The organism is Spirosoma areae (assembly GCF_054781775.1).
Map to the genome: position 1 here is coordinate 29,518 of NZ_BAAGTT010000056.1, position 25,801 is coordinate 55,318.

At 51.6% G+C, this 25,801-nt stretch carries 18 protein-coding genes; 6 read left to right on the forward strand and 12 right to left on the reverse strand.

What is annotated here, in order from left to right; all coding sequences use genetic code 11:
- Positions 1–145 precede the first annotated feature (145 nt).
- A complete protein-coding gene (locus ACYVI1_RS31700; RefSeq protein ID WP_460915730.1) occupies positions 146–1,516 on the reverse strand; it encodes a sensor histidine kinase in 1,371 nt (456 codons plus the stop codon).
- The gene (locus tag ACYVI1_RS31705; protein ID WP_460915732.1) at positions 1,513–4,695 is read right to left on the reverse strand and encodes a cyclic nucleotide-binding domain-containing protein; all 3,183 of its coding nucleotides are present in this window, start codon (positions 4,693–4,695) and stop codon (positions 1,513–1,515) included. The genes ACYVI1_RS31700 and ACYVI1_RS31705 overlap by 4 nt, the downstream gene beginning before the upstream one ends.
- A 201-nt stretch (positions 4,696–4,896) precedes the next feature.
- On the opposite strand from ACYVI1_RS31705, the gene ACYVI1_RS31710 reads away from it, so the two are divergent.
- Positions 4,897–7,686, forward strand: a complete 2,790-nt coding sequence (locus ACYVI1_RS31710; protein WP_460915734.1) for a 2-oxoglutarate dehydrogenase E1 component — start codon at positions 4,897–4,899, stop codon at positions 7,684–7,686.
- Positions 7,687–7,778: 92 nt separating this feature from the next.
- On the forward strand, positions 7,779–9,437 hold the full coding sequence (gene odhB, locus ACYVI1_RS31715; protein ID WP_460915736.1) for a 2-oxoglutarate dehydrogenase complex dihydrolipoyllysine-residue succinyltransferase: 1,659 nt from the start codon (positions 7,779–7,781) through the stop codon (positions 9,435–9,437).
- Between the two features lie 52 nt (positions 9,438–9,489).
- Here the strand turns inward: odhB and gpmI are convergent, their stop codons facing one another.
- The 4 genes from gpmI to eno form a co-directional block, all read right to left on the reverse strand.
- Positions 9,490–11,067 carry a 2,3-bisphosphoglycerate-independent phosphoglycerate mutase gene (gene gpmI, locus ACYVI1_RS31720; protein ID WP_460915738.1) on the reverse strand — a complete coding sequence of 526 codons (1,578 nt, stop codon included), beginning with the start codon at positions 11,065–11,067 and terminating at the stop codon, positions 9,490–9,492.
- 83 nt (positions 11,068–11,150) lie between these two features.
- Positions 11,151–11,627 (reverse strand): low molecular weight protein-tyrosine-phosphatase, encoded by a 477-nt coding sequence (locus tag ACYVI1_RS31725; protein WP_460915740.1) that lies wholly within the window; start codon positions 11,625–11,627, stop codon positions 11,151–11,153.
- 80 nt (positions 11,628–11,707) lie between these two features.
- The gene (locus tag ACYVI1_RS31730) at positions 11,708–12,019 is read right to left on the reverse strand and encodes a septum formation initiator family protein (RefSeq protein ID WP_460915742.1); all 312 of its coding nucleotides are present in this window, start codon (positions 12,017–12,019) and stop codon (positions 11,708–11,710) included.
- 43 nt (positions 12,020–12,062) lie between these two features.
- On the reverse strand, positions 12,063–13,343 hold the full coding sequence (gene eno / locus ACYVI1_RS31735) for a phosphopyruvate hydratase (RefSeq protein WP_460915743.1): 1,281 nt from the start codon (positions 13,341–13,343) through the stop codon (positions 12,063–12,065).
- Positions 13,344–13,613: 270 nt separating this feature from the next.
- On the opposite strand from eno, the gene ACYVI1_RS31740 reads away from it, so the two are divergent.
- Complete coding sequence (locus ACYVI1_RS31740; protein ID WP_460915746.1) at positions 13,614–14,120, forward strand: hypothetical protein; 507 nt, start codon at positions 13,614–13,616, stop codon at positions 14,118–14,120.
- Between the two features lie 175 nt (positions 14,121–14,295).
- On the forward strand, positions 14,296–15,393 hold the full coding sequence (recA, locus tag ACYVI1_RS31745; RefSeq protein WP_460915748.1) for a recombinase RecA: 1,098 nt from the start codon (positions 14,296–14,298) through the stop codon (positions 15,391–15,393).
- A gap of 62 nt (positions 15,394–15,455) precedes the next feature.
- Here recA and ACYVI1_RS31750 read toward each other — a convergent pair whose 3' ends face one another.
- From ACYVI1_RS31750 to ACYVI1_RS31765, 4 genes are all read right to left on the reverse strand, one after another.
- Positions 15,456–16,034, reverse strand: coding sequence for a hypothetical protein (locus tag ACYVI1_RS31750; RefSeq protein ID WP_460915751.1), 579 nt, complete (start codon positions 16,032–16,034; stop codon positions 15,456–15,458).
- A gap of 249 nt (positions 16,035–16,283) precedes the next feature.
- Complete coding sequence (locus ACYVI1_RS31755) at positions 16,284–17,567, reverse strand: citrate synthase (protein WP_460915753.1); 1,284 nt, start codon at positions 17,565–17,567, stop codon at positions 16,284–16,286.
- Between the two features lie 136 nt (positions 17,568–17,703).
- A complete protein-coding gene (locus ACYVI1_RS31760; protein WP_460915990.1) occupies positions 17,704–18,933 on the reverse strand; it encodes a metal-dependent hydrolase family protein in 1,230 nt (409 codons plus the stop codon).
- Between the two features lie 20 nt (positions 18,934–18,953).
- Entirely contained in the window at positions 18,954–19,364 is a 411-nt protein-coding gene (locus ACYVI1_RS31765) for a hypothetical protein (RefSeq protein ID WP_460915756.1), read from the reverse strand.
- Positions 19,365–19,483: 119 nt separating this feature from the next.
- Here ACYVI1_RS31765 and ACYVI1_RS31770 point away from each other — a divergent pair, with 119 nt between their 5' ends.
- Complete coding sequence (locus tag ACYVI1_RS31770; RefSeq protein WP_460915758.1) at positions 19,484–20,053, forward strand: Uma2 family endonuclease; 570 nt, start codon at positions 19,484–19,486, stop codon at positions 20,051–20,053.
- 14 nt (positions 20,054–20,067) lie between these two features.
- On the opposite strand, the gene uvrA is transcribed toward ACYVI1_RS31770, so the two are convergent.
- Positions 20,068–22,926: an excinuclease ABC subunit UvrA gene (gene uvrA / locus ACYVI1_RS31775; RefSeq protein ID WP_460915760.1), complete on the reverse strand. Its 2,859-nt coding sequence runs from the start codon at positions 22,924–22,926 to the stop codon at positions 20,068–20,070.
- Between the two features lie 583 nt (positions 22,927–23,509).
- Between uvrA and ACYVI1_RS31780 the strand changes: the two genes are divergently transcribed.
- Positions 23,510–24,370, forward strand: a complete 861-nt coding sequence (locus tag ACYVI1_RS31780; RefSeq protein ID WP_460915762.1) for an SDR family oxidoreductase — start codon at positions 23,510–23,512, stop codon at positions 24,368–24,370.
- A gap of 199 nt (positions 24,371–24,569) precedes the next feature.
- Here ACYVI1_RS31780 and pcaF read toward each other — a convergent pair whose 3' ends face one another.
- Positions 24,570–25,775, reverse strand: coding sequence for a 3-oxoadipyl-CoA thiolase (pcaF, locus tag ACYVI1_RS31785; RefSeq protein WP_460915764.1), 1,206 nt, complete (start codon positions 25,773–25,775; stop codon positions 24,570–24,572).
- Between the last annotated feature and the right edge of the window lie 26 nt (positions 25,776–25,801).

Below are 25,801 nucleotides of genomic sequence, written 5' to 3' on the forward strand. Positions count from 1 at the left end.
CCCAGGCACTACAGGGCAGTGTACGAATAAATTTTGTTCCCTGCTCTCTACGCTAAGCGTCCCTCCGTGTCCTTTGGTGACAATAGCCTAATGCAGTGACAGGCCCCGCTTAAACAACCAATCAGGTGTAGCCCTGGCAACTACGTTAACTGGGTAGCGTCACAATGAACGTCGTTCCCACGCCATCTTCACTTTCCATCGTCAACGTGCCGTCATGCCCTTTCGCAACAATATCATAAGCCAGTGATAAGCCTAAGCCGGTGCCTTCGCCAGTGGGTTTCGTCGTGAAGAAGGGCTGAAAAATCTTTTGCTGTACGGCTTCAGTCATACCTATACCGTTGTCGCTGACGGTGATTACGGCCTGATTGTCGACACATCGCGTACTAACGGTTATGGTTGGTTCATAGCCAGAGAGTCCAGTCTGCTTTTGGCGTTGCTGAACCGCATAAAACGCATTTGTAAACAAGTTGAGCAACACTCGGCTTATATCCTGAGGCACCAGACTAACCTCACCCAATGAGGCATCCAGATCAGTAACAAACCGGGCATTAAACGTCTTGTCTTTGGCCCGCAGTCCATGATAGGCCAGCCGCAGATATTCCTCGCAGAGCGCATTCAGATCGGTTGGTTCCCGCTGCCCGGTGCTGGCCCGCGAATGCTGAAGCATCCCTTTCACGATAGATGAGGCCCGGCTGCCATGATGTGTGATTTTCTGAAGATTCTGCTTTAAATCGGTGAGTAGTTCAGCCTCCAGGTCGGGGTCGCGATTGGCTTTCGTTTGCTCTTCGGTCAATTCATCGAGCAATTCAATACTCACTTCTGAGAAGTTATTCACAAAATTGAGCGGGTTCTGAATTTCGTGGGCGATGCCCGCCGTCAATTCGCCCAGCGACGCCATTTTCTCGCTGTGAATCAGTTGAGTCTGCGTCGATTTCAGGTCGACCAGGGCCTGCTCTAACGCTTCTTTCTGGCGCGTAATTTCGGCGGTTCGTTCGGCTACTAAGTATTCAAGTTCATTTTTTTTAGCCTCAATAAGGCGTCGTTGCTCAGCTTCCAGCTCGTGCTCCTGTTGTTGTTTTTCCAGCGTTTTTTTCTGATTCCTGGCAATAATGGCAAATGTGATGAGCCAGACTAACGTAAACGTAGTGGCCGATTCAAAGTAGCTGTCACTGGCCTCATAAAAAGAAGGCGCCATGAATTTCAGCCCATCACGAATGAAAATAAGCAGTGTGTAGGGCGCAATGGCCAACAGTAGCGTCCGGGCCGGGCGCAGAAAATACAACTGCCAGACGGTATACCCAATCGCCCCGAAAATAAGCAGCCAGAACCAGGTTAGCCACGGATCTGGCATTATCTCGCCGATGGCCATCAGGAGAAAACCCGATAGCCAGGCTATTTTCAGGTATCTATCCCAACCGGGCAACCGCGTGGGCGTATCCAGCAGTTTCCGAACCTGCCCGATTACAACAGCAGCGATACCAATCGCCAGGTACGATTCACCATCTGACCAGTTCATACCTTTCCTTCGTTAGCGGTAGCCGACTGACGGGCGATGAGTTCATTCTGCCGACGAATACGCCCCGACAAACTCCGGACGATACTCCGCAACACTTCGCCCCGCTCCTCCATCAGGTCGTAGAAATCGTCCTGGTCGATTCGCAGCAGCCGCACGTCAGTGATGGCTTCGGCGGTGGCCGAACGCGCTTCGGTGTCGAGCAGGGCCAGTTCGCCAAAGAAATCGCCCCGCCCGAAGCGAGCCAGTTCAGTGTCGCCGTCCAGAATAACGACTTCGCCGGTGTAGATCACATACATACCTGTGCCGAGGTCGCCTTTGTGAAAAATAGGCTCACCGGCTGCGTGGCTCTCTTCTTTCATGATGGGCGTGATACTGGCCAGTACGTTCTCGGGCGTTTGGGAAAACAAACTGGTTTGAGCCAGCAGCAACACCCGGTCGTAAGCGGAAATCTGGTCGGTCGTCTGGGATGAATGGCTCATTAACAAAAGAGGTAAGTCAGTAAAACGAGATTGTAATGACTGGCGGGCAATCAGTGCTTCGGCAGCAGACAGGCTCCGCAACACAACGCTGACCGTCCAGGCTGAGAAGACCGTTTCGCCCATCCGCAAAATAAACGATTTTATGGGTTCGGTAGCTTGAAATGGATCGAGTTCGTTATCGAGAATCCGAACCTTTTCGGGCCGGGGCAGATCATCGACCAACACCTGCAGGGTTTGATAGGTAGCTCTGGGAATCAGGTTATCGAGCATTTCGAGGGAGTTGGCCCGACGCTCGCGGGCAGGGTGGCTAACACCCATGCGTGCGCCGGCAATGGCCTCCGTATCATAGAGTTGAGCCAGCACATCGAAGAGCCGCTGCACCAGCACCGACAGTTCATAATCCAGCGTTTCGGTCAGGCTGGGTTCGGTCAGGCTCCCGTGCAGCAGTCGCTGGGCCAGCAGCACTTCCTGATGCATCACCACCCGGAACAGCGCATCGTCAGCCGCTTCATTAGGAAAACGGCGCAGGGCATGCAAGGCTGCACCCCGCACGGCTAAATCAGGCTGTTGGGCCAGTTCATTCAGCAGTTGGCGACTATCGGTCGTGTAAATATGGCCGCAAATGGCCGCTATGCGCTCTATGGCGAGTCGGTCGGTTGTCGACTGCCGAATCTGTCGCAAGGTTGGAATTAGTTCAGGACCGCCTGCTTTTAGGGCCTGTACAACCAACCGGCCAATGCGTTTATCGGTCAGATTGGTTAGTAAGTACGTTGTCAGATCAGCATTGGCTAAGTGACCAGCCGTCATGATGGCAGCCTTGCTCACGTCGGGGTTTGTACTCGTCAGCCGCTGGCTTACTACGGGTGCAAAATCGTTTAGTCTTAATTCAGCAATCAGGTTCAGCGCTATTTGCTGATGCGCCGGTTCAGTATCATTCGCCAGTTGAGTCAGGGCCAACCGGGCCGCTGCATCGCGCGGATTCAGTTCCAAAACACCTTTTATGGCGCCCTGCCGGATATACAGATCAGAATGATGGATAAGCGGAGCCAGTTCGGCAGCTTCGACATTGATTCGCCTGCCCAGCAGATAGGCGGCCTGCTGGCGCAGCAACGGCTCATCATCGGCCAGCGCGATGTGCGTCAGTTGATGCGTTGGCACCGACTGATGCTGATGACCCGCAGCGGCCAGCGTTCGCCGACGCACAGTCGCACTGGCATGACCCAGAAGCAACGGTAGCTGTTTTCCTAACTCAGCCGGATTGTGGGCATCGAGCCAACCAATAGCCGTTATGATGTCATCGGGTCGATTACTGTGCAACTGGCTGATGATGCTTGTCTGGGCGGCCTTCGGCATAGCCAACTGGTCGCGCTCCAGAAATCGACGCCCAATGGCGTCATTCAGTTCATGCAGATACCGCTGGTAGGTATGCCGCAGCGTCCACATGGCTCCAGCCAGGAGGACAACCCAAACCAGCGCCCCACCCGACTCGAAGGTTGCATGAAGAACATAAATCAGCAGGCCGGCAAACCCCAGGCCAATGGGTTCATACAGGGCTTTTGCCAGCGTATGTCCTTTGAGTCGCTGGGGCGGCAATAAAGGCTGAAACAGCACCAAAAATACCGGGTCGAATAACGCCCGGCGCGCTACTTCAAAAACCAGGTATAAACCACAGAAATAAATGAGCAGCACCGCATCGCTTTTCACAAAATAGTTCAGAACCGTTAAGCCAACCAGCCCGGTCAGAGCAACCCAGGGCAACACCAGCAGCGATGACTGCACACCAAATCGGTCGAGTACCTGCCGCGACATGAGCAGCTTGGCCAGCATAGCCACCCCATAGGTTAAAGCCAGCACATAGCTGACGTACCGAATCACATCGGTCTGGTCGTGGAAGCGATGCTTAACATTGATGAAGAAATTATATTCGATTTCGGTCGCTACAGCCGCCAGCATGGCTAAACTCAGGCACATATAAAAGATGAGTTCACTACCGCCAAACCGCTTGCCAATAAGTCGCGATGGCTCCCGCCGGGCCGCCCGGCCCGATTGCTGGGGCGTATGAACATCATGCGATTGAATGGTTAGCCGCAAAACATACAGAGCCGCCAGAAACGCGCCAAAGGCGACCAGCAACAAGCGAAGCACATCGGCATGAGCATGAACCAGGGCGGTTAAAATGGCCCCCAGCGCTTTGGCGGGCATATCGCCTGAGCTGATAACCCCAAACAGACGTTTGCTTTGCCGCGTATCGAACACCACCGCCGAAACGCCCCAAAACTCCAGATTCGTGAGCAGATAAATGATTCGGTAGCCGGTCATAATAGCCACTGCAGCCGCTACTGAATGGCCCACAACAACCAGAACGCCCACCACCACCGTCATCACCACCGCCGACAGCAGCACCCGGACAGCCAGGCTCCGCAGGGCCAGATGATGCTCAAAATAGGCGTAAACGCGCCCTACCCCAATCATGGCCGCTGCCGAAGCAATGTAGGCAAGGGGCAGGCTCGTTTCAGGGGTATTTTCCAGCAGAATCGCATTGGCAGCCACATAGATCAGGATGGTACCAACGCCCAGCAGAAAATTATGAAGAAAGAATAACCCCACCGTTCGGCCTTCCTCCGGTCGGATCCCCAACACACGCTGCCACCGCTGTGTTGGGGATGAGGATGGATAGGCAGGGGCGGCACCAACAGTCATAAGCAGGTTTTACAACATAATTTACCGTCAAATATAGCATCGGTGACTGAGAAGTGACCACAACTAAACTCATGCCTGTATTGTTGACAGGCTAAGCGGGTCGTTAGGCGGAGGAAACAGAATAAAAAACAGAAACTTTTGCAGTAAACTGTTTGGCCGAAACGCTACCTTTGCGGGTCAAAACAACGACGCGCCCCCGTCATGGATCAGTACTCATATATCGCCAATTCCGACGCGGCTTACGTGGATCAACTTTATCAGTCTTATAAGCAAGACCCTCAATCAGTTGACGAAAGCTGGCAGCAATTTTTTAAAGGATTTGAATTTTCGCTTACCTACAGCGACCACTCAACCGGAAAAACCAACGGAACGACTACAAATGGTGTTTCGGCCAACGGCCAATCTGCTCAGGCCACCACTGCAACTTCAGCCAAACCGGTCGATGCCCGCCACGCCGAGAAAGAAGTCTCTGTGGCCAGCCTTATCAAGGCGTATCGGTCTCGTGGGCACCTGTTAGCCAAAACGAATCCGCTAAAAGAACGCAAAGACCGCCAACCCCGCGTCGATTTGCCCGACTATGCCCTGTCGGATGCGGATTTGGATACGGTGTTTGAGTCGGGCAAACTGCTCGGCATTGGTCCCGCCACGCTGCGGGTTATTATGGACTCGTTGCGGAAAATTTACGCGGGCGACATCGGCTTCGAGTACATGTACATCCGCGAACTGGATGTAAAGAACTGGCTGCGGAACAAAATTGAAAAGGAAGCCCTCGTTTTCATGCCAACGCTGGATGAAAAGAAGCGCATCCTCGAAAAACTGAACGAAGCAACGGTTTTTGAAAACTTCCTGGCAACCAAATATTTAGGTCAAAAACGATTCTCGCTCGAAGGGGGCGAAGTCACGATCCCGGCGCTTGACACGATCATTAGCCAGGCGGCCGACATGGGCGTTGAGGAAGTCATGATTGGCATGGCGCACCGGGGACGGTTGAACGTACTGGCCAATATTCTGGGCAAATCCTACGAGTCGATCTTCGATGGTTTCGAAGGAAACGTACCAGAGCAGGTTCATGGCGATGGCGACGTTAAATACCACCTCGGCTACTCCAGTTTGACCGAAACCAAATCGGGTAAGCAAATCAGCGTAAAACTGGCCCCCAACCCATCGCACCTGGAAGCAGTCAATCCTGTAGTCGAAGGCTTTGTGCGGGCGCAGGCTGACGAAGAATACAATGGCGATTTCAGGAAAATCATGCCCATCCTGATTCACGGCGATGCCGCCGTAGCCGGGCAGGGTATTGTGTATGAAGTAACGCAGATGGCCAAACTGGCGGGTTATCAAACCGGCGGTACGGTCCATTTTGTGATTAACAATCAGATTGGCTTCACAACCGATTTTGAAGACGCCCGGTCATCAATCTATTGCTCCGACGTCGCCAAAATCGTTGACGCCCCCATTTTCCACGTCAACGGCGACGACCCCGAAGCCGTTATTTTCTGCGCGAAACTGGCCGTCGAATTTCGGGAGAAATTTAACCGCGACGTGTTTATCGACATGGTTTGCTACCGCCGATACGGACACAACGAGGCCGACGAACCTAAGTTCACGCAGCCAACGATGTATAACATCATTGAAAAGCATGCCAACCCACGCGAACTTTACAAAGACCTGCTCATCAAACGGGGCGATGTGGATGCGGAACTGGCCCAACGGATGGATACGGAATTTAAGAAGCAGTTGCAGGACCGGCTCGACCGGGTAAAGCAAAAAGCCGAGATTCCGTACAAGCCGCTTCGGTTGGACCTCGACTGGGCTGAACTTCGCTTTAGCGAACCTAACGATTTCGATCAATCGCCCGAAACGGGCGTCTCGCCAAACGTACTGCAAACCATTGGGAAGGCCCTTGTTACACTACCGGAAGGATTTAAGCCACTTAAGCAGATTGATAAGCTGCTGAAAGACCGCCATACCATGCTCACCGACACGAAGATGGTGAACTGGGGAACGGCGGAGTTACTGGCTTACGGTTCGCTGCTGCTCGAAGGCAGGCCCGTTCGACTAAGCGGTCAGGATGTGCAGCGTGGTACGTTCTCCCACCGCCATGCTGTTCTGCATGATTCGGAAACCAACGAGTCTCACTCGTCGCTCGATTTCATTCAGAATGGGCAGGCGAAGTTTCAGGTTTATAACTCGTTGCTGTCAGAATATGGTGTGCTGGGTTTTGAATATGGCTATGCCATGGCCAATCCCCATGCGCTGGTCATCTGGGAAGCGCAGTTTGGCGACTTCTCAAATGGCGCCCAACTAATTATTGACCAGTTCATTGCGGCTGGCGAATCGAAGTGGGGTATCCAGAATGGCGTGACCCTGCTACTGCCGCATGGCTACGAAGGACAGGGCCCTGAGCACTCAAACGCCCGTCCCGAACGGTATTTACAATTGTATGCTGCGGAGAATATGGTCGTTGCGAACATTACCTCGCCCGCCAATTTCTTTCACCTCATGCGTCGGCAGTTGGCGTGGCCCTTCCGCAAGCCCCTTGTGGTCATGTCGCCCAAGTCGTTGCTCCGGCACCCCAGGTGCGTATCGCCGTTGGACGAACTTACGAAAGGATCTTTTCAGGAAGTGCTGGGCGACAGTTACGCCCAGGCCAAAAAAGTGAAGCGGGTGTTGCTCTGCACCGGCAAGGTGTACTACGACCTGCTGGAAAAGCAGCAGGCCGACCAGCGCGATGATGTCGCGATTGTGCGGGTAGAGCAACTGGCTCCCTTTCCTAAAAAGCAGTTAGACGCCGTGCTTGGTCAATACAAAAAGACGGAGTTGTTTTGGGTGCAGGAAGAACCGGAGAACATGGGCTACTGGACATATCTGCTCCGGGTTGGTATGAACCTGCCCATTATTTCCCGCAAAGCTGCGGCTTCGCCTGCCACCGGATACCCAAAAATACATACTCAGGAACAAGCCAGTATTGTTCAAAGAGCGTTTGAATAAACTCAGTTGTAAGTTGTAAGTGATTAAGTTGTAAGCCGATGACTATACGTACAACTTAATCACTTACAACTTGCTCACTTACAACTCGATATATGGCCGTTGACATGAAAATTCCTCCTGTGGGGGAATCCATTACCGAAGTAACCGTTGGCACCTGGTATAAGAAAGAAGGTGATCACGTGAAAATGGACGATGTGCTTTGCGGACTTGATTCCGATAAAGCCACGTTTGAACTAACGGCTGAGGCCGATGGTATTCTGCACATTCTGGCGCAGGAAGGCGATGTGTTGCCCATTGGCGCCAGCATCTGCACCATTGACAACAGCGCCGGTGCGCCCAGTGCTGTTCCCGTTGCCAGTTCGGCAACAGCAGAAGCGCCTAAAGCATCATCCGCTCAATCAACACCTGCTGTTCAACCTGCTCCGGCAATGCAATCGGTAGCCGAACCGGCACAGGCCCCCGTTGCTACCAGCGCAGCAAGTGTAATTGAAATGAAAGTTCCGGCCGTAGGTGAGTCCGTTACAGAGGTCACCATTGCGTCGTGGAGTAAAAAAGATGGTGATCAGGTCGTGCTCGATGAAGTACTTTGCGAACTCGAATCCGACAAGGCAACCTTTGAGCTCCCTGCCGAAGCTGCCGGCACGCTGCGTATTGTGGCCCAGGCTGGCGAAACGCTGCCTATTGGTGCACTAATTGCTAAAATTGAGGTTGGTGCCGGTGCGTCGGTGGCTCCAACGCCCACCACTTCACCGGCTCCTCAACCAGTGGCCAGCACGCCCTCATCCGAAACTCCGGCGGCTAACGGGCAAAACGGGTACGCGGCTCATCATGCGTCGCCTGCAGCCGCTAAAATCCTGGACGAAAAAGGCGTTAACGCCCAACAGGTTCAGGGTTCGGGCGTAGGGGGTCGCATCACCAAAGAAGATGCTCTGAAAACACAGCCCGCACCGGCCCAGCCCGTGGCTCCGATTCCAACCGCCCCACAGGCTGCGCCAAAACCAACGACTCCAGCAGCCGCTCCGGTGGCTGCGAGTGACTCGGTACCAGGAAGCCGTACTCAGCGCCGGGAGAAGATGACGTCGCTACGCCGAACCATTGCCCGCCGGTTGGTGGCGGTTAAGAACGAAACGGCCATGCTGACCACCTTCAATGAGGTGGATATGAAGGCCATTATGGAGTTGCGGAACAAATACAAAGACAAGTTCAAAGAGAAAAACAGCGTGGGTCTCGGTTTCATGTCGTTCTTTACCAAAGCGGTTTGCATTGCCCTGAAAGATTTTCCGGCCGTGAACGCCCAGATCGACGGCGACCAGATGATTTTCAACGACTTCTGCGATATTTCCATTGCTGTATCAACAGAACGGGGTCTGGTAGTACCGGTTATTCGGAATGCCGAGCAGCTAAGCTTTGCCGGTATTGAGAAAGAAATCGTGCGGCTGGCCGGTCTTGCCCGTGATAATAAGCTGACTATTGAGCAAATGACCGGCGGCACGTTTACCATTACCAACGGCGGCACGTTTGGTTCGATGTTATCGACGCCTATCATCAACGCACCACAATCGGCCATTCTGGGCATGCACAATATTGTGGAACGGGCTGTTGTCGTTGACGGTCAGATTGTGGTCCGACCCATCATGTATCTGGCGCTTTCCTACGACCACCGGATCATCGACGGCAAAGAGTCGGTCAGTTTCTTAGTGCGCGTGAAGCAGATTCTGGAAGACCCATCGCGGATGCTGTTCGATATGTAAGCGCAAGTTGATTTCACAAAAAAGCCGCCCTGAGTATTTCAGGGCGGCTTTTTTATTCTTTTATCAGGCTTACTCCGCCCATTTCGGGGGGTTGGGGGAGGCCCATAAGCTGCAGAATTGTGGGGGCAATGTCGGCAAGTTTACCATTGTTAAGCGCCGGATGGTAATCCTTATCCACCAGGATGCAGGGGACCAGGTTTGTTGTATGGGCGGTATTGGGTGTACCATCGTCGTTTATCATGTATTCGGCGTTCCCGTGGTCGGCAATGATAATGGTTGTATACCCATGTGCCAAAGCAGCTTCGGTAACGGCACGGGCGCAGTCGTCGGCAACTTCGGCAGCTTGTACAACAGCTTCAAACACCCCCGTATGACCCACCATATCGGTGTTGGCAAAGTTTAAACAAACAAAGTCGACTTCTTCCTTCTCCAGCTCAGGAATGATTGCATTCCGGATGTCGTAGGCCGACATGGCAGGTTTCTGATCATACGTTTTTACCGGTATTGTAATCTCTACACCCCGGTCATCTCGAATAACCACTTCTTTCGGCGATGGGCACAATAGTCTTTTTTCACCCAAAAACGGTTCTTCACGCCCCCCCGAAAAGAAGAACGTCACATGCGGGTATTTTTCCGTTTCGGCAATCCGTATCTGTTTCCGGCCTACTCCTGCAATGACTTCGCCAAGTGTATTGCTAAGGTTATCTTTATCGAAAATGACGTTTACGCCTACGAAATCGCTGTCGTAGTTGGTCATGGTGATGTACTCCAGATTGAGTTTCTTCATGCCCTGTTCCGGGAAGTCTTTCTGGGTCAATGCCTGGGTGATTTCGCGGCCCCGGTCGGTGCGGAAGTTAAAACAAAGCACTACATCGCCTTCTTCGATAACGGCGACTGGCGACCCATTGGCTTTGGCCACAATGATTGGCTTCACAAACTCATCGGTCACGTCGGCATCGTAGGATGCCTGCAGGGCTTCTGTAACATCGGTCGCGGCCACTTTTTTGCCTTCGCCGTGTACCATTGCATCGTAAGCAACCTTAACCCGCTCCCAGCGATTATCGCGGTCCATGGCATAATACCGACCAATCACGCTGGCAACCTGCCCGGTCGTAGCGGCCATATGCGCTTGCAAATCGGCTAAATAATTAACGCCACCCTTAGGGTCAGTGTCGCGCCCGTCTGTAAAGGCATGAACAAACACGTCTGTCAGGTTGTGGGCGTGAGCAATGGACAATAACCCTTTCACATGCTCAATGTGGGCGTGAACACCCCCATCAGATACCAGTCCGATGAAATGGATTTTCTTACCGTTGGTTTTGGCGTAGTTCAGGGCATCAACCAGAACTGGCTCCTTATCAAGCGTATGCTCCTCAACGGCCTTGTTCACCTTAACCAAATCCTGATAAACTACCCGACCGGCACCCAGATTCATGTGGCCCACTTCGGAATTGCCCATCTGACCCGCCGGAAGCCCAACTGCCAGCCCCGACGCTTCGAGTGTGCTGTTGGGATACTTAGGATACAGGGAGTTCATGAAGGGCGTGCGGGCGGCTGCAATAGCCGACACCTCCGGCTTAAGCGGGATACCCCAGCCGTCGAGAATAATGAGTATGACTTTTTTGTCCATAGTTTCAATGAGTGAATTGCGAATGAGTGAATGAGTGAATAGTATGCGGCAGCTATTCGCTCATTCGCAATTCACTCATTCGCTCATTGATTAAGATACGTTAGCAATTGTCGGCAGCAGCGCAGGGCAATCTGATAGATTTCTTCAAACACTTCGGGTCCTTCGTAATAAGGGTCAGGCACGTTGGGTTGGTCGCTCACGTCCGGGTCGAATTCGCGGAGCAGAAAAATCATGTCGTTTGAATACAAACCTGTACTGCGGTAATTAAGTTTTTCGATGGCTTCGAGGTTCATTTCATCCATCGCCACAAAATAATCGAACTGCGCCAGGTCGTCGCCAGTGAGCCTCCGGGCGCGGTGCGTCAGCGTCAGGCCGTGTTCGAGGGCGTTTTCGCGGGTTCGGCGGTCGGGTAACTGACCAATATGGTAGGAGGCCGTTCCTGCTGAATCACAGCTAATTTTCCCGTCCAGACCAGCCTCGGTCACTAACTGCCTAAACACACCCTCCGCCACCGGCGACCGGCAAATATTGCCATAACAAACGAAGAGAACGTTAAGCATAATGATGAATTATAAATGATGAATGATGAATGATAGGCCATACCAGTTATGGAGTAGGCTTTATCATTCATCATTTATAATTACTTTTCCAACGGTTCATTCTGCTCATCGACAATCACGAATACGTCTTCTTCGGGTCGTTTCATCAGGTATTTTTCGCGGGCGAATTTCTCGCGTAAGCGATCATTACCGAGTAATTCCCGGCGTTCTTTCTGAACCGCTTTGATTTGCGCCTGATAAAATTTAGCGTCCTCGTCCAGTTCATACAGCTTCCATCGATTTCGGATCTGAGTTGGCAGATCGTTCGTGTCGAAGAACGTAATCCAAACCAGCAATCCTAAGCCGGTAGCGACGTAGAAATTGCGAAGCCGATGGAGGAGTTTCTGGAGCATGGAGCAGGGAGCAGGAAAAATTACTTATTAACCTCGCTCCCTGCTAAAATTTAAGTCCGGGGAAATAGGCCGTTTCGCCTAATTCCTCTTCAATACGAAGCAGTTGGTTGTATTTCGCCATGCGGTCGGAACGCGAAGCCGAGCCGGTTTTAATCTGACCCGTATTGAGGGCAACGGCGAGGTCGGCAATGGTCGAGTCCTCGGTTTCGCCCGACCGGTGCGACATCACACTCTTGTAGGAGTTCCGCTTGGCCAGATTAACCGCGTCGATGGTTTCGGTCAGCGAACCAATCTGGTTGACCTTCACCAGAATCGCATTGGCAATGCCTTTATCGATACCTTCCTGAAGGCGCGTCACGTTGGTCACGAACAGGTCGTCGCCCACAAGTTGAACGTTCTTGCCTTTCAGTTCATCAGTATGGGTTTTCCAACCTGCCCAGTCGTCTTCGGCCATGCCGTCTTCAATCGACAGGAGCGGATATTTATTTACCCAGTCTTTCCAGAAACCGGCCATTTCCGATGAGGTCAGTTTGTCGCCGGTCGATTTTTTGAAGTAATAAACACCAGCTTCGGCATCGTAGAACTCCGACGATGCGGCATCCATGGCAATCCAGACATCTTCGCCGGGCCGATAGCCCGCTTTCTCAATGGCCTGAATGATGGTTTGAATTGCCTCCTCGTTCGACTTGATATTCGGCGCAAAACCGCCTTCGTCGCCTACATTAGTAGCAAGGCCCATTTTCTTCAAGACGCCCTTGAGCGTATGGAAGATCTCGGTACCCATCCGCAGCGCTTCTGAAAAACTTGGCGCATTGGCGGGCATTACCATAAACTCCTGGAAGTCAATGGAATTGTCGGCGTGCGAGCCACCATTCAAAATGTTCATCATCGGCACGGGCAGCGTGTTGGCATTTACGCCACCAATGTACCGATAGAGCGGCAAACCTGCTTCCTGAGCAGCCGCTTTAGCTACGGCCAGCGAAACGCCCAGAATAGCATTGGCTCCTAAACTGCCTTTGTTGGGTGTGCCGTCCAGTTCGAGCATGATTTTGTCGATGATGCTTTGCTCGAAAACCGACACCCCGACCAACTCCGGGAAAATCAATTCGTTGACGTTGGAAACAGCTTTCAGAACGCCCTTGCCAACATATACCTTTGGGTCATTGTCGCGAAGTTCAACCGCTTCGTGTGTTCCGGTCGATGCGCCCGATGGCACGGCGGCCCGGCCCAGATAGCCATTTTCGGTACGGATGTCCACTTCAACCGTTGGATTACCACGTGAATCCAGAATCTGCCGGGCATGAATGCTTTGTATGGTACTCATTGCAAAGAATAAGAAGGGTGAACAATAAAATAGGTATCGGTCCGGCGCACCGGTTTATGGGGTGTAGCTCCCAGGGGATTGGGTTAGCCAGCTTACCAGCCGCAAAGTAACGAAATACCCGCCAAAACATCAGAACAGAAACCCGAAAAGCCTGTTTATTAGTGAGTGACCTTCTGATAAATTAAAGGTCTATACATTCCTGAAACGGAAGTTATCAGAAATTTTTGTCTATTTGTGTGCTCGTAAAGCACCACTAAACCAATCTCACCTATGCGAGGGCTACTGTATTTTCTCTTGTTTTTATTAGTTGTATTCGGTGTACTCTACGCACTCACCGGCTGGAGTTACAGCGACGGCGAACGCGCCGGAACCGTCTCTAAATTCAGTCGCCGGGGTTTTGTCTTTAAAACCTATGAGGGCGTTTTGAACGTGGGCGGGTTTTCAGGCGAAACCGGTTCGCTAACTCCGCAGTATTTCGATTTTTCGGTGAAAGACGATGTCGTCGCTACGCAAATCACCCAGGCCGTGAAGACGGGGCAGCGCGTGACGCTGCATTACGAAGAAAAAATCCTGAAACTCCCCTGGAATGGCGAAACCAAATACTACATTACCCAGGTAGAAGTTGTTGGCCCACCCGTGCGCCCCTACGGCGACGGGTCCACTTATCCAGGCTATCAGCCCGCCCAGCCGCAGCAGGTTCAGCCGCAGCAGCCACAAACTCAGCCTCAGTCGTCGGCCCCGGTTGAGCAACCGGCCCCTGCCGATTCGACGCTGTAAGCTAAAATCTGTAAAAAGCCCGTCTATGGCCCTATTTTGGCGCTAATTGACGGGTCTTTTTTAGCCTGGTTTTTTTATTGAAAATCACCCGCAAAAAGCCCTGTCTATTTTCAAAAACGGTTTGGTAATTTGCCCATTTTTGGGTAATTTTATCTGTTTAAACAACCATCCTAACATGGCAAAATCAGATACGGCGCAAGCCATAGCATCTGCTAATGACAGTAAATTAAAAGCTCTTCAGACAACCATCGAGAAACTGGATAAAGCGTTTGGCAAAGGCACGGTTATGCGCCTGAGCGAAACCAAAGTTGTCGACGTTCCCGTTATTTCGACTGGCTCACTGGGGCTGGATTTAGCCCTCGGCATCGGCGGGTTACCGCGTGGTCGGGTCGTGGAAATTTATGGCCCTGAATCGTCGGGTAAAACGACCCTGACGTTACACGCCATTGCCGAAGCACAAAAAGCAGGGGGCCTGGCCGCGTTTATCGATGCCGAACATGCCTTCGATCGGACCTATGCCGAAAAACTTGGTATTGATGTTAAGAATCTGCTCATTTCACAGCCCGACAACGGCGAACAAGCCCTCGAGATTGCAGAGCATCTGATTAGCTCCGGCGCTATCGACATTATTGTTATCGACTCGGTTGCCGCGCTCGTGCCTAAAGCAGAGATTGAAGGTGAAATGGGCGAAAGCAAAATGGGTTTGCAAGCCCGTCTGATGTCGCAGGCATTGCGGAAGCTAACGGGTACGATCAATAAAACCGGCTGCTGCTGCATTTTTATTAACCAGTTGCGCGAAAAAATCGGGGTCATGTTCGGTAACCCCGAAACCACAACGGGCGGTAACGCGCTAAAATTCTATGCGTCAGTTCGACTTGATATTCGTCGTATTGGCCAGATTAAAGAAGGAGCCGATAACATTGTGGGTAACCGCACTAAGGTGAAAGTCGTGAAAAACAAACTCGCGGCTCCTTTCAAAGTTGTTGAGTTCGACATTATGTATGGACAAGGCATCTCTAAAGTTGGCGAAATCCTCGACCTGGCCGTTGAGATGGAGATTGTCAAAAAATCAGGTTCGTGGTTCTCGTATGGCACCAGCCGCTTAGCGCAGGGTCGCGATGCAGTGAAAGAATTACTGCTCGACAACCCCGAACTGATGGCCGAACTGGAAGGAAAAATCAGAGCAAAAATTTCGGAGGATGACGATGCACTGCTTGACCCGGCCCTTGCTACCGATGCTGCCGCTGACGATGACAGCTTACTTGATGATTAATTTCTGAAGTGGTAGACTTTTTCTATTGAGAAAGGGCAGGCGTAAATGCCTGCCCTTTTCGTTTACTGTTTATATAGCCCGTTACTTCCTTTCAACTTCGTAGCAAACCGTCCATTCTTAATTTGAAAGGTATCAGGACCTGTGGTTTTCTTCCGCTTGTCGGGAATCATCGTTATACTGAATGTGCCTTTAATGTCGCCGGATAGGCTATCGAAGGACTCAATGGAGAGCCAGGTTGCTACGCCATTCAGGGGTTTGTAGATACCCCAGGGCAATTCTTCTGTTGTTGCGGTGAAGGTGCTTCCAATGGTATCGGTGCCGCAGTACAATGACTGGTAATCCACTTTAAACCGAACTGACACACCCGGCTTTTTGGGCACGTTCAATAAAGTTAACGACGTCAGTTTCTCGCCGTTGCTGGCAAACTCGGTAATGAACAGGTCGAATTTATGTTGCGTACAGGGTGCGCGGGAAGCAGCCGCAATCCGGGCGTTTTGTAAAGGTTGACCCTGGCGAAGGGCGGAAACTTCGCCCCAATACTGGTCAGAATACATACCCGGAAGCTGAGGCACTATAGCTTGTGGCGTTGTGCAGTGGATCAATCCCGTTACAATCAGAACCAGTATGAGTATATGTCGCATAGCTGTCAACCGAAATCTAAATTGAGTAGACAGTAGACGAGTTACTATCAAGAAGGCCACTTCTATCATTAAGAGATAGAAACGGGCAGCCAGTTTATCAAAAATACTCTATTGATTATCAGCTTATTATCAGGGCTGACTAACTGGGCTTAAGAAAACAAAAAACGGCAACCCATACACAAATGGGTTGCCGTATCTACCTGTTATAGTTAACTGACCAGCTAAAGATTGCTGGCGCCTGATGTTAATTTACCGGGTTTCAAGCGGTACAAACTCCCGCAGGGTTGCACCGGTGTAAATCTGGCGCGGGCGACCAATCGGCTCTTTCTGCTCGCGCATTTCCTTCCACTGAGCAATCCAGCCCGGCAGTCGGCCAATGGCGAACATCACCGTAAACATGTTGGTTGGAATACCCAGCGCCCGGTAAATAATGCCCGAATAGAAGTCGACGTTTGGATAAAGTTTGCGCGATACGAAGTAGTCGTCGTGCAGGGCAGCTTCTTCCAGGCCTTTGGCAATTTCGAGAACAGGGTCATTTACGCCCAGTTTGCTTAGCACATCGTCGGCGGCTTTCTTGATGATTCGGGCGCGGGGGTCAAAATTTTTGTAGACCCGATGGCCAAAGCCATACAGCCGGAAACCCGTTGTTTTGGCGTTTTTGGCCATATCGACGTACTTCGACACGTCGCCCCCGTCGGCTTTGATGTCTTCAAGCATTTCGATGACTTCCTGATTGGCCCCGCCGTGCAATGGCCCCCACAACGCACTAATACCCGATGAAATAGACGAATAGATATTGGCCTGCGACGAACCCACGAGCCGCACGGTTGAGGTCGAGCAGTTTTGTTCATGGTCGGCATGAAGAATCAGCAGTACATTCAGGGCTTCGGTCACGACCGGATCGACCTTGTAGTCCTCGACTGGCAGCGAGAACATCATATTCAGAAAGTTCGGAATATAGCCGAGGTGATTTTTGGGATAATTGGCTGGATGGCCCAGTGACCGCTTATACGACCAGGTTGCAATGGTGGGTAGTTTGGCCAATAGCCGGATAATGTGTAAGTCGGTCTTATCCTCTTTGTCACTCTCTAAATCAGGGTAGAATGCACTCATCGCACTCACCAGCGATGATAACACGCCCATTGGGTGAGCATTGACCGGAAAGCCGTCGAAAATTTTCCGCATATCCTCGTTCACTAATGTGTGCCGACGGATGGCATTTTCAAACTGGGCAAACTGGTCTTTGGTCGGCAACTCGCCGTAGATAAGCAAATAGGCAACTTCCAGAAAGGAGGCTTTCGCGGCCAGGTCTTCAATCGAATAGCCCCGGTATTGGAGGATACCCTGTTCACCATCTAAAAACGTAATGGCACTTTTGGTAGCACCGGTGTTTTTATACCCCCGGTCTAAGGTCACGTAGCCAGTCTGATCACGTAGATTTGAGATGTCGAAGGCTTTTTCATGCTCGGTTCCCTCCAGCGTAGGGAATGAATAGGACTTGCCATCGACGGTTAATTCAGCGGAGTTTGCCATACAAAAAACAGGGTAGAGTTAATCAGAGGTGGCGAAATTAGCCCAAAAATCCAAACTACAGATGAAATTGTATTAAAAATGCCGTATTACGTTTGTATTACGTTGGAACTGCTCAATTACACGATAAGTTTTTTGGTTATCGTTTGTAGAAAACTCCTCCTTTCATAACTACCCTAATTCGATGCAAATTGGCAATTAGCTGGCTCGGATCGCCCTCTACCGCCACCAGATCGGCCAGTAAGCCCGGCCGAAGACGTCCCCGGTCGGTGAGGTGAAACACATCGGCATTTACCGACGTAGCCGAACGCAGCACATCAATGGGTTTCATTCCATAATCGACCATCATGATCAATTCGCGGGCGTTATCGCCATGACGGAATACGCCCACATCACCCCCGGCGCAGATTATCACGCCCGCATCCAACGCCTGTTTAAACGTCACTCGTTTTTGTGTAATCCGCTCGGGTTCAGGCTCCTGGCCTTTCTTCCAGCCACGATACTGACTGACAGCATCGCCAGCCGCCAGTGTGGGGCAGAGCGCAGTACCCTGCTTTTTCATGAGCGCGAAAATTTCTGGTGTTCCGGCATCGCCATGCTCAATGGTTTCGCAACCGCCCAGAATGGCCCGGCGCATGCCTTCTGCCGTGCTGGCATGAGCTACCACCGCCCGGCCGCTGCTTTTAGCAACGTCGACAATGAGTTTGATTTCGTCAATGGTATACGTCGGACGGGCTTCGGCCATTAATCCCCAGCGATAGTCAGCATAGATTTTTATGGCATCAGCTCCTTTGCCAATCTGCCGCCGAACCGTTTGCACCAGCGCATCGTGTCCGTCGGCTTCTTCGGCTCCCTGCGGCACGTCGATATCAGGACTGAATCCTTTTGGGGCGTAGCTGCCTGTAGCGATAAGCGCCCGCGTAACGATGATCATGCGCGGACCGGGGATAATGCCCTGATTGATGGCCTGTTTCAGACCCACATCGTCGTAGTCGGCACCTTCCGTGCCCAGATCGCGCACGGTCGTAAAACCCGCCAGCAGCGTCTTTTGGGCGTGAACCGTTGCCCGCGCTACCCGCAGCGACCGGGCTTCTTTGAGCACCTGATCATCCCAGGGAGTTTCGTTATAGGGATGCAGGAGTAAATGGGAATGCCCTTCAATCAGGCCGGGCAGCAGGGTTGTACCTTTCAGTTCTACCACTTCGGCGCCATTGGCTGGAACAGTTACGGCTGGCCCTACGGCGTCGATTTTATCACCCTTTACACGCACCACCCAGCCTACATGAATCGTCTCGCCGTCGAAAACGCGGTCGGGTTTAAGCAGGTAGTTTGGTTGAGCAGTGATTACCACACTTGCCCAAAGAGTCATGCAAAGCGTTACCAGGTATCTCATTGGCGACGTGGTTTATTTTGGAAGCGATCAACCGTGCTTTTTCCGAAGACCAAAACCACCAATCCCGGCAGTAAAATCGCCCCGGCCCGAAAGCCTGCACCAGTGAGTTTGTAAATGCCCGTATTGTACTGCGTACAACTCTGAACTAAATAATAAACGGAAGCTGCCAGCAAGGAAACGGTAAGGCTCATCGCAAGGGGTTGGCTCAATCGCTTAGCCAGCCAGGTTAGTAGTATGGATATACCAACGACTACCGAAACCGTTCCAATTGCCTTCGGAAACGTTTCGATAGTCGTATAATCAAAAAAGAAAACCCCAGCCTGACCAATCAGATTGGGGTGCGCCAACAGCCAGCCATCCAGAACGACCAGCACGAGGAGTAATACGTAAAAGAAGGTGTTACGCATGAACTAATTACGTTTCAGATTCAGTAAGATAAGCGAAAATAAGCGATTTCAGGCTTGCGAAAAGCCCGGCAGCAAATCCAGCGGTTTTTTGTAAATTTACCCTAAAACGCCAAAGAAGTATGGAAAGCGCACTATTGGAGCAGGAAGACGTTGACCTTATTCGTATTCCCATGTCGAAAGCGGCATTTATGAACTGGAATCCAGACGACGGTTTCCTGTATGAATACGACAACGGCTTTGCCGAGCAAACCACAGGTATGAAGAATAAAGAACTCCACATTATCAGCAACATTCAGGATAAGTTTGCAACAACACAAATTTCGCGTGAACGGGCTAAATTATTTGAAGAAGCTGATGTGTGGGTGAGTAATTCGCAGAAACGAATCCCGGACATGGCTTTGTTCACCCGTCAGCAAGTCTTGGATGCCGCGAACGATAGTGAGCCTATTCCGGCGTTTGTCGTTGAACTAATTTCACCTTCTGACAAAGCCGATAAGATTGAAACGAAAGTTATTGAGTATTTCAAGGCTGGCGTGCAGGTAATCTGGCACGTTTTTCCGGCCCTGCGAATGGTCCGGGTTTTCACCTCCATTAAGAGCAATACGACGTATTTTGAAACCGACAGTTTTAACGCGGCTCCTGCCCTGCTCGATTTGCAAATGACTGTTGATGAAGTGTTTGCCCGGTAATCATTTCACAAACGCTACCCCCCCAACTCCACCTTCAGAAACTTACCGGTATAGCTTCCCTTCACTGTTGCCACTTTTTCGGGCGTGCCTTCAGCAATGATGTAGCCACCTTTATTGCCGCCTTCGGGGCCGAGATCGATGAGGTGATCGGAGACTTTAATGACGTCGAGGTTGTGTTCAATAATCAGGACGGTGTTGCCCTTATCAGCGAGTTTGTTAAGCACGTCGAGCAGGTGAGCGATGTCCTGAAAGTGCAGGCCGGTGGTCGGTTCATCAAGGATATACATCGTTTTGCCGGTGTCTTTCTTCGACAATTCTTCGGCGAGTTTTACCCGTTGCGCTTCGCCACCCGACAGCGTGGTGGCATGTTGACCGAGGGTAATATAGCCTAAGCCGACATCGTTCAGGGTCGTTACTTTCCGCAGGATTTTGGGTTGACTGGCAAAGAAATCCAGTGACTGTTCAACGGTCATGTCGAGCACGTCGGCAATGGATTTGCCTTTGAAGCGAACCTCCAGCGTTTCGCGGTTGAAGCGTTTGCCCTTGCAGGTTTCGCATATGACGTGAACGTCGGGCAGAAACTCCATTTCGATTTTCTTCATGCCTGCCCCTTCACAACCTTCGCAACGGCCGCCTTTCACATTGAACGAGAACCGACCGGGTTTATACCCGCGAATTTTAGCTTCGGGCAGTTCGGCAAACAGCGTCCTGATTTCTGAAAACATCCCCGTATACGTTGCCGGGTTCGAGCGGGGCGTGCGACCAATGGGCGACTGATCGACCTCGATCACTTTATCTAAATACTCCAGCCCTTCGACTGTTTTGAAGGGTAGGGGCTCCCGCTTCGATTTATAAAAATGGCGATTCAGCACCGGAAACAGCGTTTCGTGAATTAGCGATGATTTGCCGCTGCCCGACACACCCGTGATGGTAACCATACGGCCAAGCGGCAGTTTCAGTGTTACGTTTTTCAGATTATGGCCCGTTGCATTCTTGATTATCAAAAACTTACCATTACCTATGCGCCGTTCGGCGGGCACGTCGATGTTTCGACGACCGCTTAGATAATCGGCGGTGGTGCCGCCATTTTTCAGAAACTCCTCGGGCGTTCCAACACTAACAACCTGCCCGCCATGCCGCCCTGCACCGGGGCCAATGTCGAGAATATAGTCTGATTCGAGCATCATTTCCTTGTCGTGTTCAACAACCAGAACGGTGTTACCCAAATCGCGCAGATTCTTCAGCGAATCAATTAGTTTGACATTGTCGCGCTGGTGCAGACCAATGCTCGGCTCGTCCATAATGTACAGTACGCCAACTAATTGCGTCCCAATCTGCGTAGCTAATCGAATGCGCTGCGCTTCCCCTCCCGACAGTGTTCGCAGGGGACGGTCGAGCGTAAGGTAGTCCAGACCAATATCGAGCAGAAAGCCGATGCGCTTGCGGATTTCTTTCAGAATTTCTTTCGCGATGATGTTCTGCCGGTCGGTCAGGCGGGTTTCCAGCCCGGTGAACCAAACAACCAGTTCCGAAATATCCATGCGGGCCAGTTCAGAAATGTTTTTCTGGTCCATCCTGAAATACAGCGATTCTTTTTTCAGCCGCGCTCCTTCGCATTCGGGGCAGGTTTTCACGACCATAAAGTCCTTGAGCCACTCCTGAATTTTATCGGTGCTATTTTCCTGCTGCCGCTTCAGAAAATTGACTATTCCTTCAAACTTGAACGAATAGTAATCCTCGCCGGGGTATTTCTTCGACGGAACCGTCGCTTCATCTTCCGTACCATGCATGAGCGCGTGCAGCAAATCAGCCGGAAATTTAGTGACGGGCGTCGTGAGGTTAAGCTTGTATTTTTTCAGAATAACTTCAATTTCCTTGAAAATCCACAACTCGCGGTACTCGCCCAGGGGCGCAATGGCTCCCCGACTGATACTCAGCGATTTATCAGGAATGACGGATTCTTCGGTAATTTCTTCCACCACACCTAAGCCATTGCAAACCGGGCAGGCCCCATAAGGTGAGTTGAACGAAAATGAGTTCGGCGACGGCTCATCGTAGCTGATGCCTGATTCGGGGTCCATCAGGTTCTGCGAAAAATACACCAGCGTTCCGGCCCCGTCGAGCATCTGCATTGCACCTTTGCCCTGCCGAAGCGCCGTTTGCACCGACTGACTCAACCGATACCGGTCTTCGGATTTCGGGACGAGCCGGTCGATGACGATTTCGATGTCATGGATTTTGTAGCGGTCCAACTGCATCTTCGGCACAATATCCTGCACCACGCCATCTACCCGAACTTTGGTGTAGCCGGTTTTGGCAATCTGCACAAACAGTTCGCGGTAATGGCCTTTGCGGCTTCTGATAACCGGAGCCAGCAAGGTCAGTTTTTGCCCGGCATACTGCTCCAGAATGGTGTCAATGATCTGATCCTGCGACTGCCGTTCCATTTTGCGGCCTGTCAAATAGGAAAAGGCCTCCCCCGCGCGGGCATAAAGCAGCCGAAGGAAGTCATAAATCTCAGTGGTTGTGCCGACCGTTGAGCGGGGATTTTTGGAGGTCGTTTTCTGCTCAATGGAAATTACCGGGCTAAGACCGTTGATCTTGTCTACGTCGGGCCGTTCCATGTCGCCAATGAACGAGCGGGCGTAGGCCGAAAAGCTCTCCATATAGCGTCGCTGTCCCTCAGCGTAAATAGTATCGAATGCCAGCGACGACTTGCCGCTACCGCTAATACCCGTCACGACCACCAGTTTATTGCGGGGGATGGTAACGTCGATGTTTTTGAGGTTGTGTTCACGGGCACCGAGGACTTCAATGTGGTCGTACCCCGTCAGGTCGATATCGGTAAGTAATGGCTTCTCTTCAGTCGTCACGCTGGCATTGGCTTATTCTAAAGAACAACGTAAAACGGGTAGGTGTAGTTTCCGGCGGGACGACTGGTTTTACCAATAGAACTTATTGCAAATTGTGTATATTTAGCTGTACTGCCTGTAGTATGACCGTTACCACCGGCCTGGATAACCCGGATTAAAGCCATAACGGCCTATCATCAGCTCACAGTACCCACCCGGTCAATTCATCGCCGAAACGCTGCCTGTGTCTCCCAATTAGTTACGTGTATTGCTTCCTGCCTTGACCGGGCAAACTACCCATCCACCTATTCAGGATAAACTCAAAGAAAAAGTAAACAGCAAATTAGTTAACAGGAAAACCACTCGTTCGCCATTGGCATTTCGGCAGTCGTTCAATCAATTGTCCGCTCATTAGCCAGGAAATGACTACAACAATCTGAGATCAGGCTAAGCGAATAAACCCTGGCCTGTAGACCTTTACATGCACTACCCCCGGCAGTATCGTGCGCCATGCAGCCAGCGATGAATCTTTGGCGACCGCAACCTCTCACAGGTCTTCGGCGCTGCCATTGTTACTTGATTTTTACCAAAAAAGTACACAAACATGATTTTAGTAACAGGCGCTACGGGCCATTTAGGAAAGGCAGTAATCCAAACTCTGCTTCAAAAAACATCAGCCAGGCAAATAGTGGCATTTGTGCGTGATGAGCATAAAGCCGCTGATTTAACCGAAAAAGGAGTGAATATACGAGTGGGTACCTACGATGATACAGCCTCGCTCGACAGGGCCATGCAGGGGGTTGAAAAGGTCCTGCTCATATCCGGTGGTGATGCGGATAATGCCGTTGAGCAACACCAGAATGTCGTGAATGCCGCTAAAAAGGCGGGCGTTCACTGTATTGCCTACACCAGTCGATGTTTGAAAGATAGAAACACGTTAGTCAATCAGTTGATGCAACGTCACTTTCAGACGGAGGATTACATCAGGGAGAGTGGGTTGAACTACGTCCTGTTTCGCAATATCCTGTACATGGATACCCTTCCGCAGTTCGTGGGACAAAATGTGTTTGAAACAGGCATCAACCTGCCAGCCGGTCAGGGAAAAGTATCCTTTGCTCTGAGAAGTGATATGGGAGAAGCCATGGCGAATGTATTAATAGAGGATAGCTGCGCCAATAAGATCTACAACTTCACAGGGGGTGAGGCCTATTCGTTTGACGATGTGGCGGCTACGCTGACCGACTTATCCGGCAAGAAGGTAAACTATACGCCCGTTGAACAATCCGCCTTTGAGGCACAGATGAAGGTACGTGGCGTAGCTGACCTGATGATTCAGCGGGTCTTAGGTTTTGTAACCGACATAAAAAACGGGCAGGAAGAAGAAATAAGCGATGACCTGAGCTATAGCCTCGGCCGAAAACCGGCGTCGCTCAAAGAAGGGTTAAAAGCTTTTTACAATTTATAAAGAAAAGGGAAAGACCATAAAGAAGGCCAGCAGACTTGTTGGCCTTCTTTAGTCAATCTCAGCCAGGATTTACATTGACGGACGTTAAAACCAGACCGCTGCGATGCACCGTCGAACGACCGATGGCTTGCTCCATGATGTCCGTAGCTTCCTGCATCGAGTAGGCGAACCCGCTGGCGTTATTGCTCAGTCATATGGGTTAATCAGTGCGTTCAATAATAACGGCATAACCCATTCCTACCCCTACACACATGGTTGCTAAGCCATACCGCTTCTGTTGATGACGTAGTTCCAGTGCCAGCGTCTGTAGCAGCCGGGTCCCGGACATACCCAGCGGATGACCAAGCGCAATAGCCCCACCGTTTGGATTGATGCGGGGGTCGTTGTCGGCCATACCGAGTTGCCGGATGCAGGCCAGCGACTGGGCCGCAAAGGCTTCGTTAAGTTCAATCACGTCGATGTCGGTCAGTCGCAAACCAGCTTTTTGCAGCACTTTTTGCGTGGCCGGAACCGGGCCAATGCCCATAATACGCGGTTCGACGCCGACGACGGCGGAGGCCACAATCCTGGCTCTGGGGGTTAACTGGTGACGCTTTATGGCCGCTTCGCTGGCGATGAGCATGGCAGCCGCCCCGTCGTTCAGTCCCGCAGCGTTGCCCGCTGTTACGCTTCCGTCTTTTTTAAAGGCAGGTTTCAGGCTGGCCAGCACCTCCAGCGACGTTTGTGGTTTCACGAATTCATCAGTCTCAAAAATCGTAGTTAGCCCTTTCTTCGCCGGGATTTCTACGCCGATGATTTCCTCGGACAACCGACCCGATTGTTGCGCTTTGGTGGCTTTCTGCTGGGACGTATACGCAAACAAATCCTGGTCCTCGCGGCTGATGTGGTACAGCTCAGCCAGATTCTCAGCCGTTACGCCCATCGCATCCGTGCCGTACAGGTCCTGCATTTTGGGATTGATAAATCGCCAGCCAAAGCTGGAATCGAACATCTGGGCATCGTTCCCAAAGGGTTTCGATGTTTTGGAAATGACCCACGGGCCACGCGTCATGTGCTCCATGCCACCGGCAATAAACACCTCACCATCGCCCGCTTTGATAGCCCGATTGGCATGAATCACCGCCGACATCCCCGACGAACACAGGCGGTTGACCGTTTCGCCGGGCACCGACGGGGGTAAACCGGCCAGCAACAGCGCCATTCGGGCTACGTTCCGGTTGTCTTCCCCCGCCTGATTGTGGCACCCCAGTATCACATCGTCAATTGCGTCGGCTGAAAGTGAGGGATTGCGTCTGAGTAACTCCCGAATCGGCAGCGCAGCCAGGTCGTCGGCCCGGACGGTGGAAAGACTGCCCCCAAAACTACCAATTGGGGTGCGGATGGCGTCAATGATGAATGCGCTCATAATGATTTCGGATTGGGAATTAATAG

What these genes read in the sequence shown, in the direction of transcription:
- ACYVI1_RS31700 (WP_460915730.1), bottom strand. Translation starts at nt 1,516, where the DNA reads ATGAACTGGTCAGATGGTGAATCGTACCTGGCGATTGGTATCGCTGCT.
- ACYVI1_RS31705 (WP_460915732.1), bottom strand. Translation starts at nt 4,695, where the DNA reads ATGACTGTTGGTGCCGCCCCTGCCTATCCATCCTCATCCCCAACACAG.
- ACYVI1_RS31710 (WP_460915734.1), top strand. Translation starts at nt 4,897, where the DNA reads ATGGATCAGTACTCATATATCGCCAATTCCGACGCGGCTTACGTGGAT.
- odhB (WP_460915736.1), top strand. Translation starts at nt 7,779, where the DNA reads ATGGCCGTTGACATGAAAATTCCTCCTGTGGGGGAATCCATTACCGAA.
- gpmI (WP_460915738.1), bottom strand. Translation starts at nt 11,067, where the DNA reads ATGGACAAAAAAGTCATACTCATTATTCTCGACGGCTGGGGTATCCCG.
- ACYVI1_RS31725 (WP_460915740.1), bottom strand. Translation starts at nt 11,627, where the DNA reads ATGCTTAACGTTCTCTTCGTTTGTTATGGCAATATTTGCCGGTCGCCG.
- ACYVI1_RS31730 (WP_460915742.1), bottom strand. Translation starts at nt 12,019, where the DNA reads ATGCTCCAGAAACTCCTCCATCGGCTTCGCAATTTCTACGTCGCTACC.
- eno (WP_460915743.1), bottom strand. Translation starts at nt 13,343, where the DNA reads ATGAGTACCATACAAAGCATTCATGCCCGGCAGATTCTGGATTCACGT.
- ACYVI1_RS31740 (WP_460915746.1), top strand. Translation starts at nt 13,614, where the DNA reads ATGCGAGGGCTACTGTATTTTCTCTTGTTTTTATTAGTTGTATTCGGT.
- recA (WP_460915748.1), top strand. Translation starts at nt 14,296, where the DNA reads ATGGCAAAATCAGATACGGCGCAAGCCATAGCATCTGCTAATGACAGT.
- ACYVI1_RS31750 (WP_460915751.1), bottom strand. Translation starts at nt 16,034, where the DNA reads ATGCGACATATACTCATACTGGTTCTGATTGTAACGGGATTGATCCAC.
- ACYVI1_RS31755 (WP_460915753.1), bottom strand. Translation starts at nt 17,567, where the DNA reads ATGGCAAACTCCGCTGAATTAACCGTCGATGGCAAGTCCTATTCATTC.
- ACYVI1_RS31760 (WP_460915990.1), bottom strand. Translation starts at nt 18,933, where the DNA reads ATGACTCTTTGGGCAAGTGTGGTAATCACTGCTCAACCAAACTACCTG.
- ACYVI1_RS31765 (WP_460915756.1), bottom strand. Translation starts at nt 19,364, where the DNA reads ATGCGTAACACCTTCTTTTACGTATTACTCCTCGTGCTGGTCGTTCTG.
- ACYVI1_RS31770 (WP_460915758.1), top strand. Translation starts at nt 19,484, where the DNA reads ATGGAAAGCGCACTATTGGAGCAGGAAGACGTTGACCTTATTCGTATT.
- ACYVI1_RS31780 (WP_460915762.1), top strand. Translation starts at nt 23,510, where the DNA reads ATGATTTTAGTAACAGGCGCTACGGGCCATTTAGGAAAGGCAGTAATC.
- pcaF (WP_460915764.1), bottom strand. Translation starts at nt 25,775, where the DNA reads ATGAGCGCATTCATCATTGACGCCATCCGCACCCCAATTGGTAGTTTT.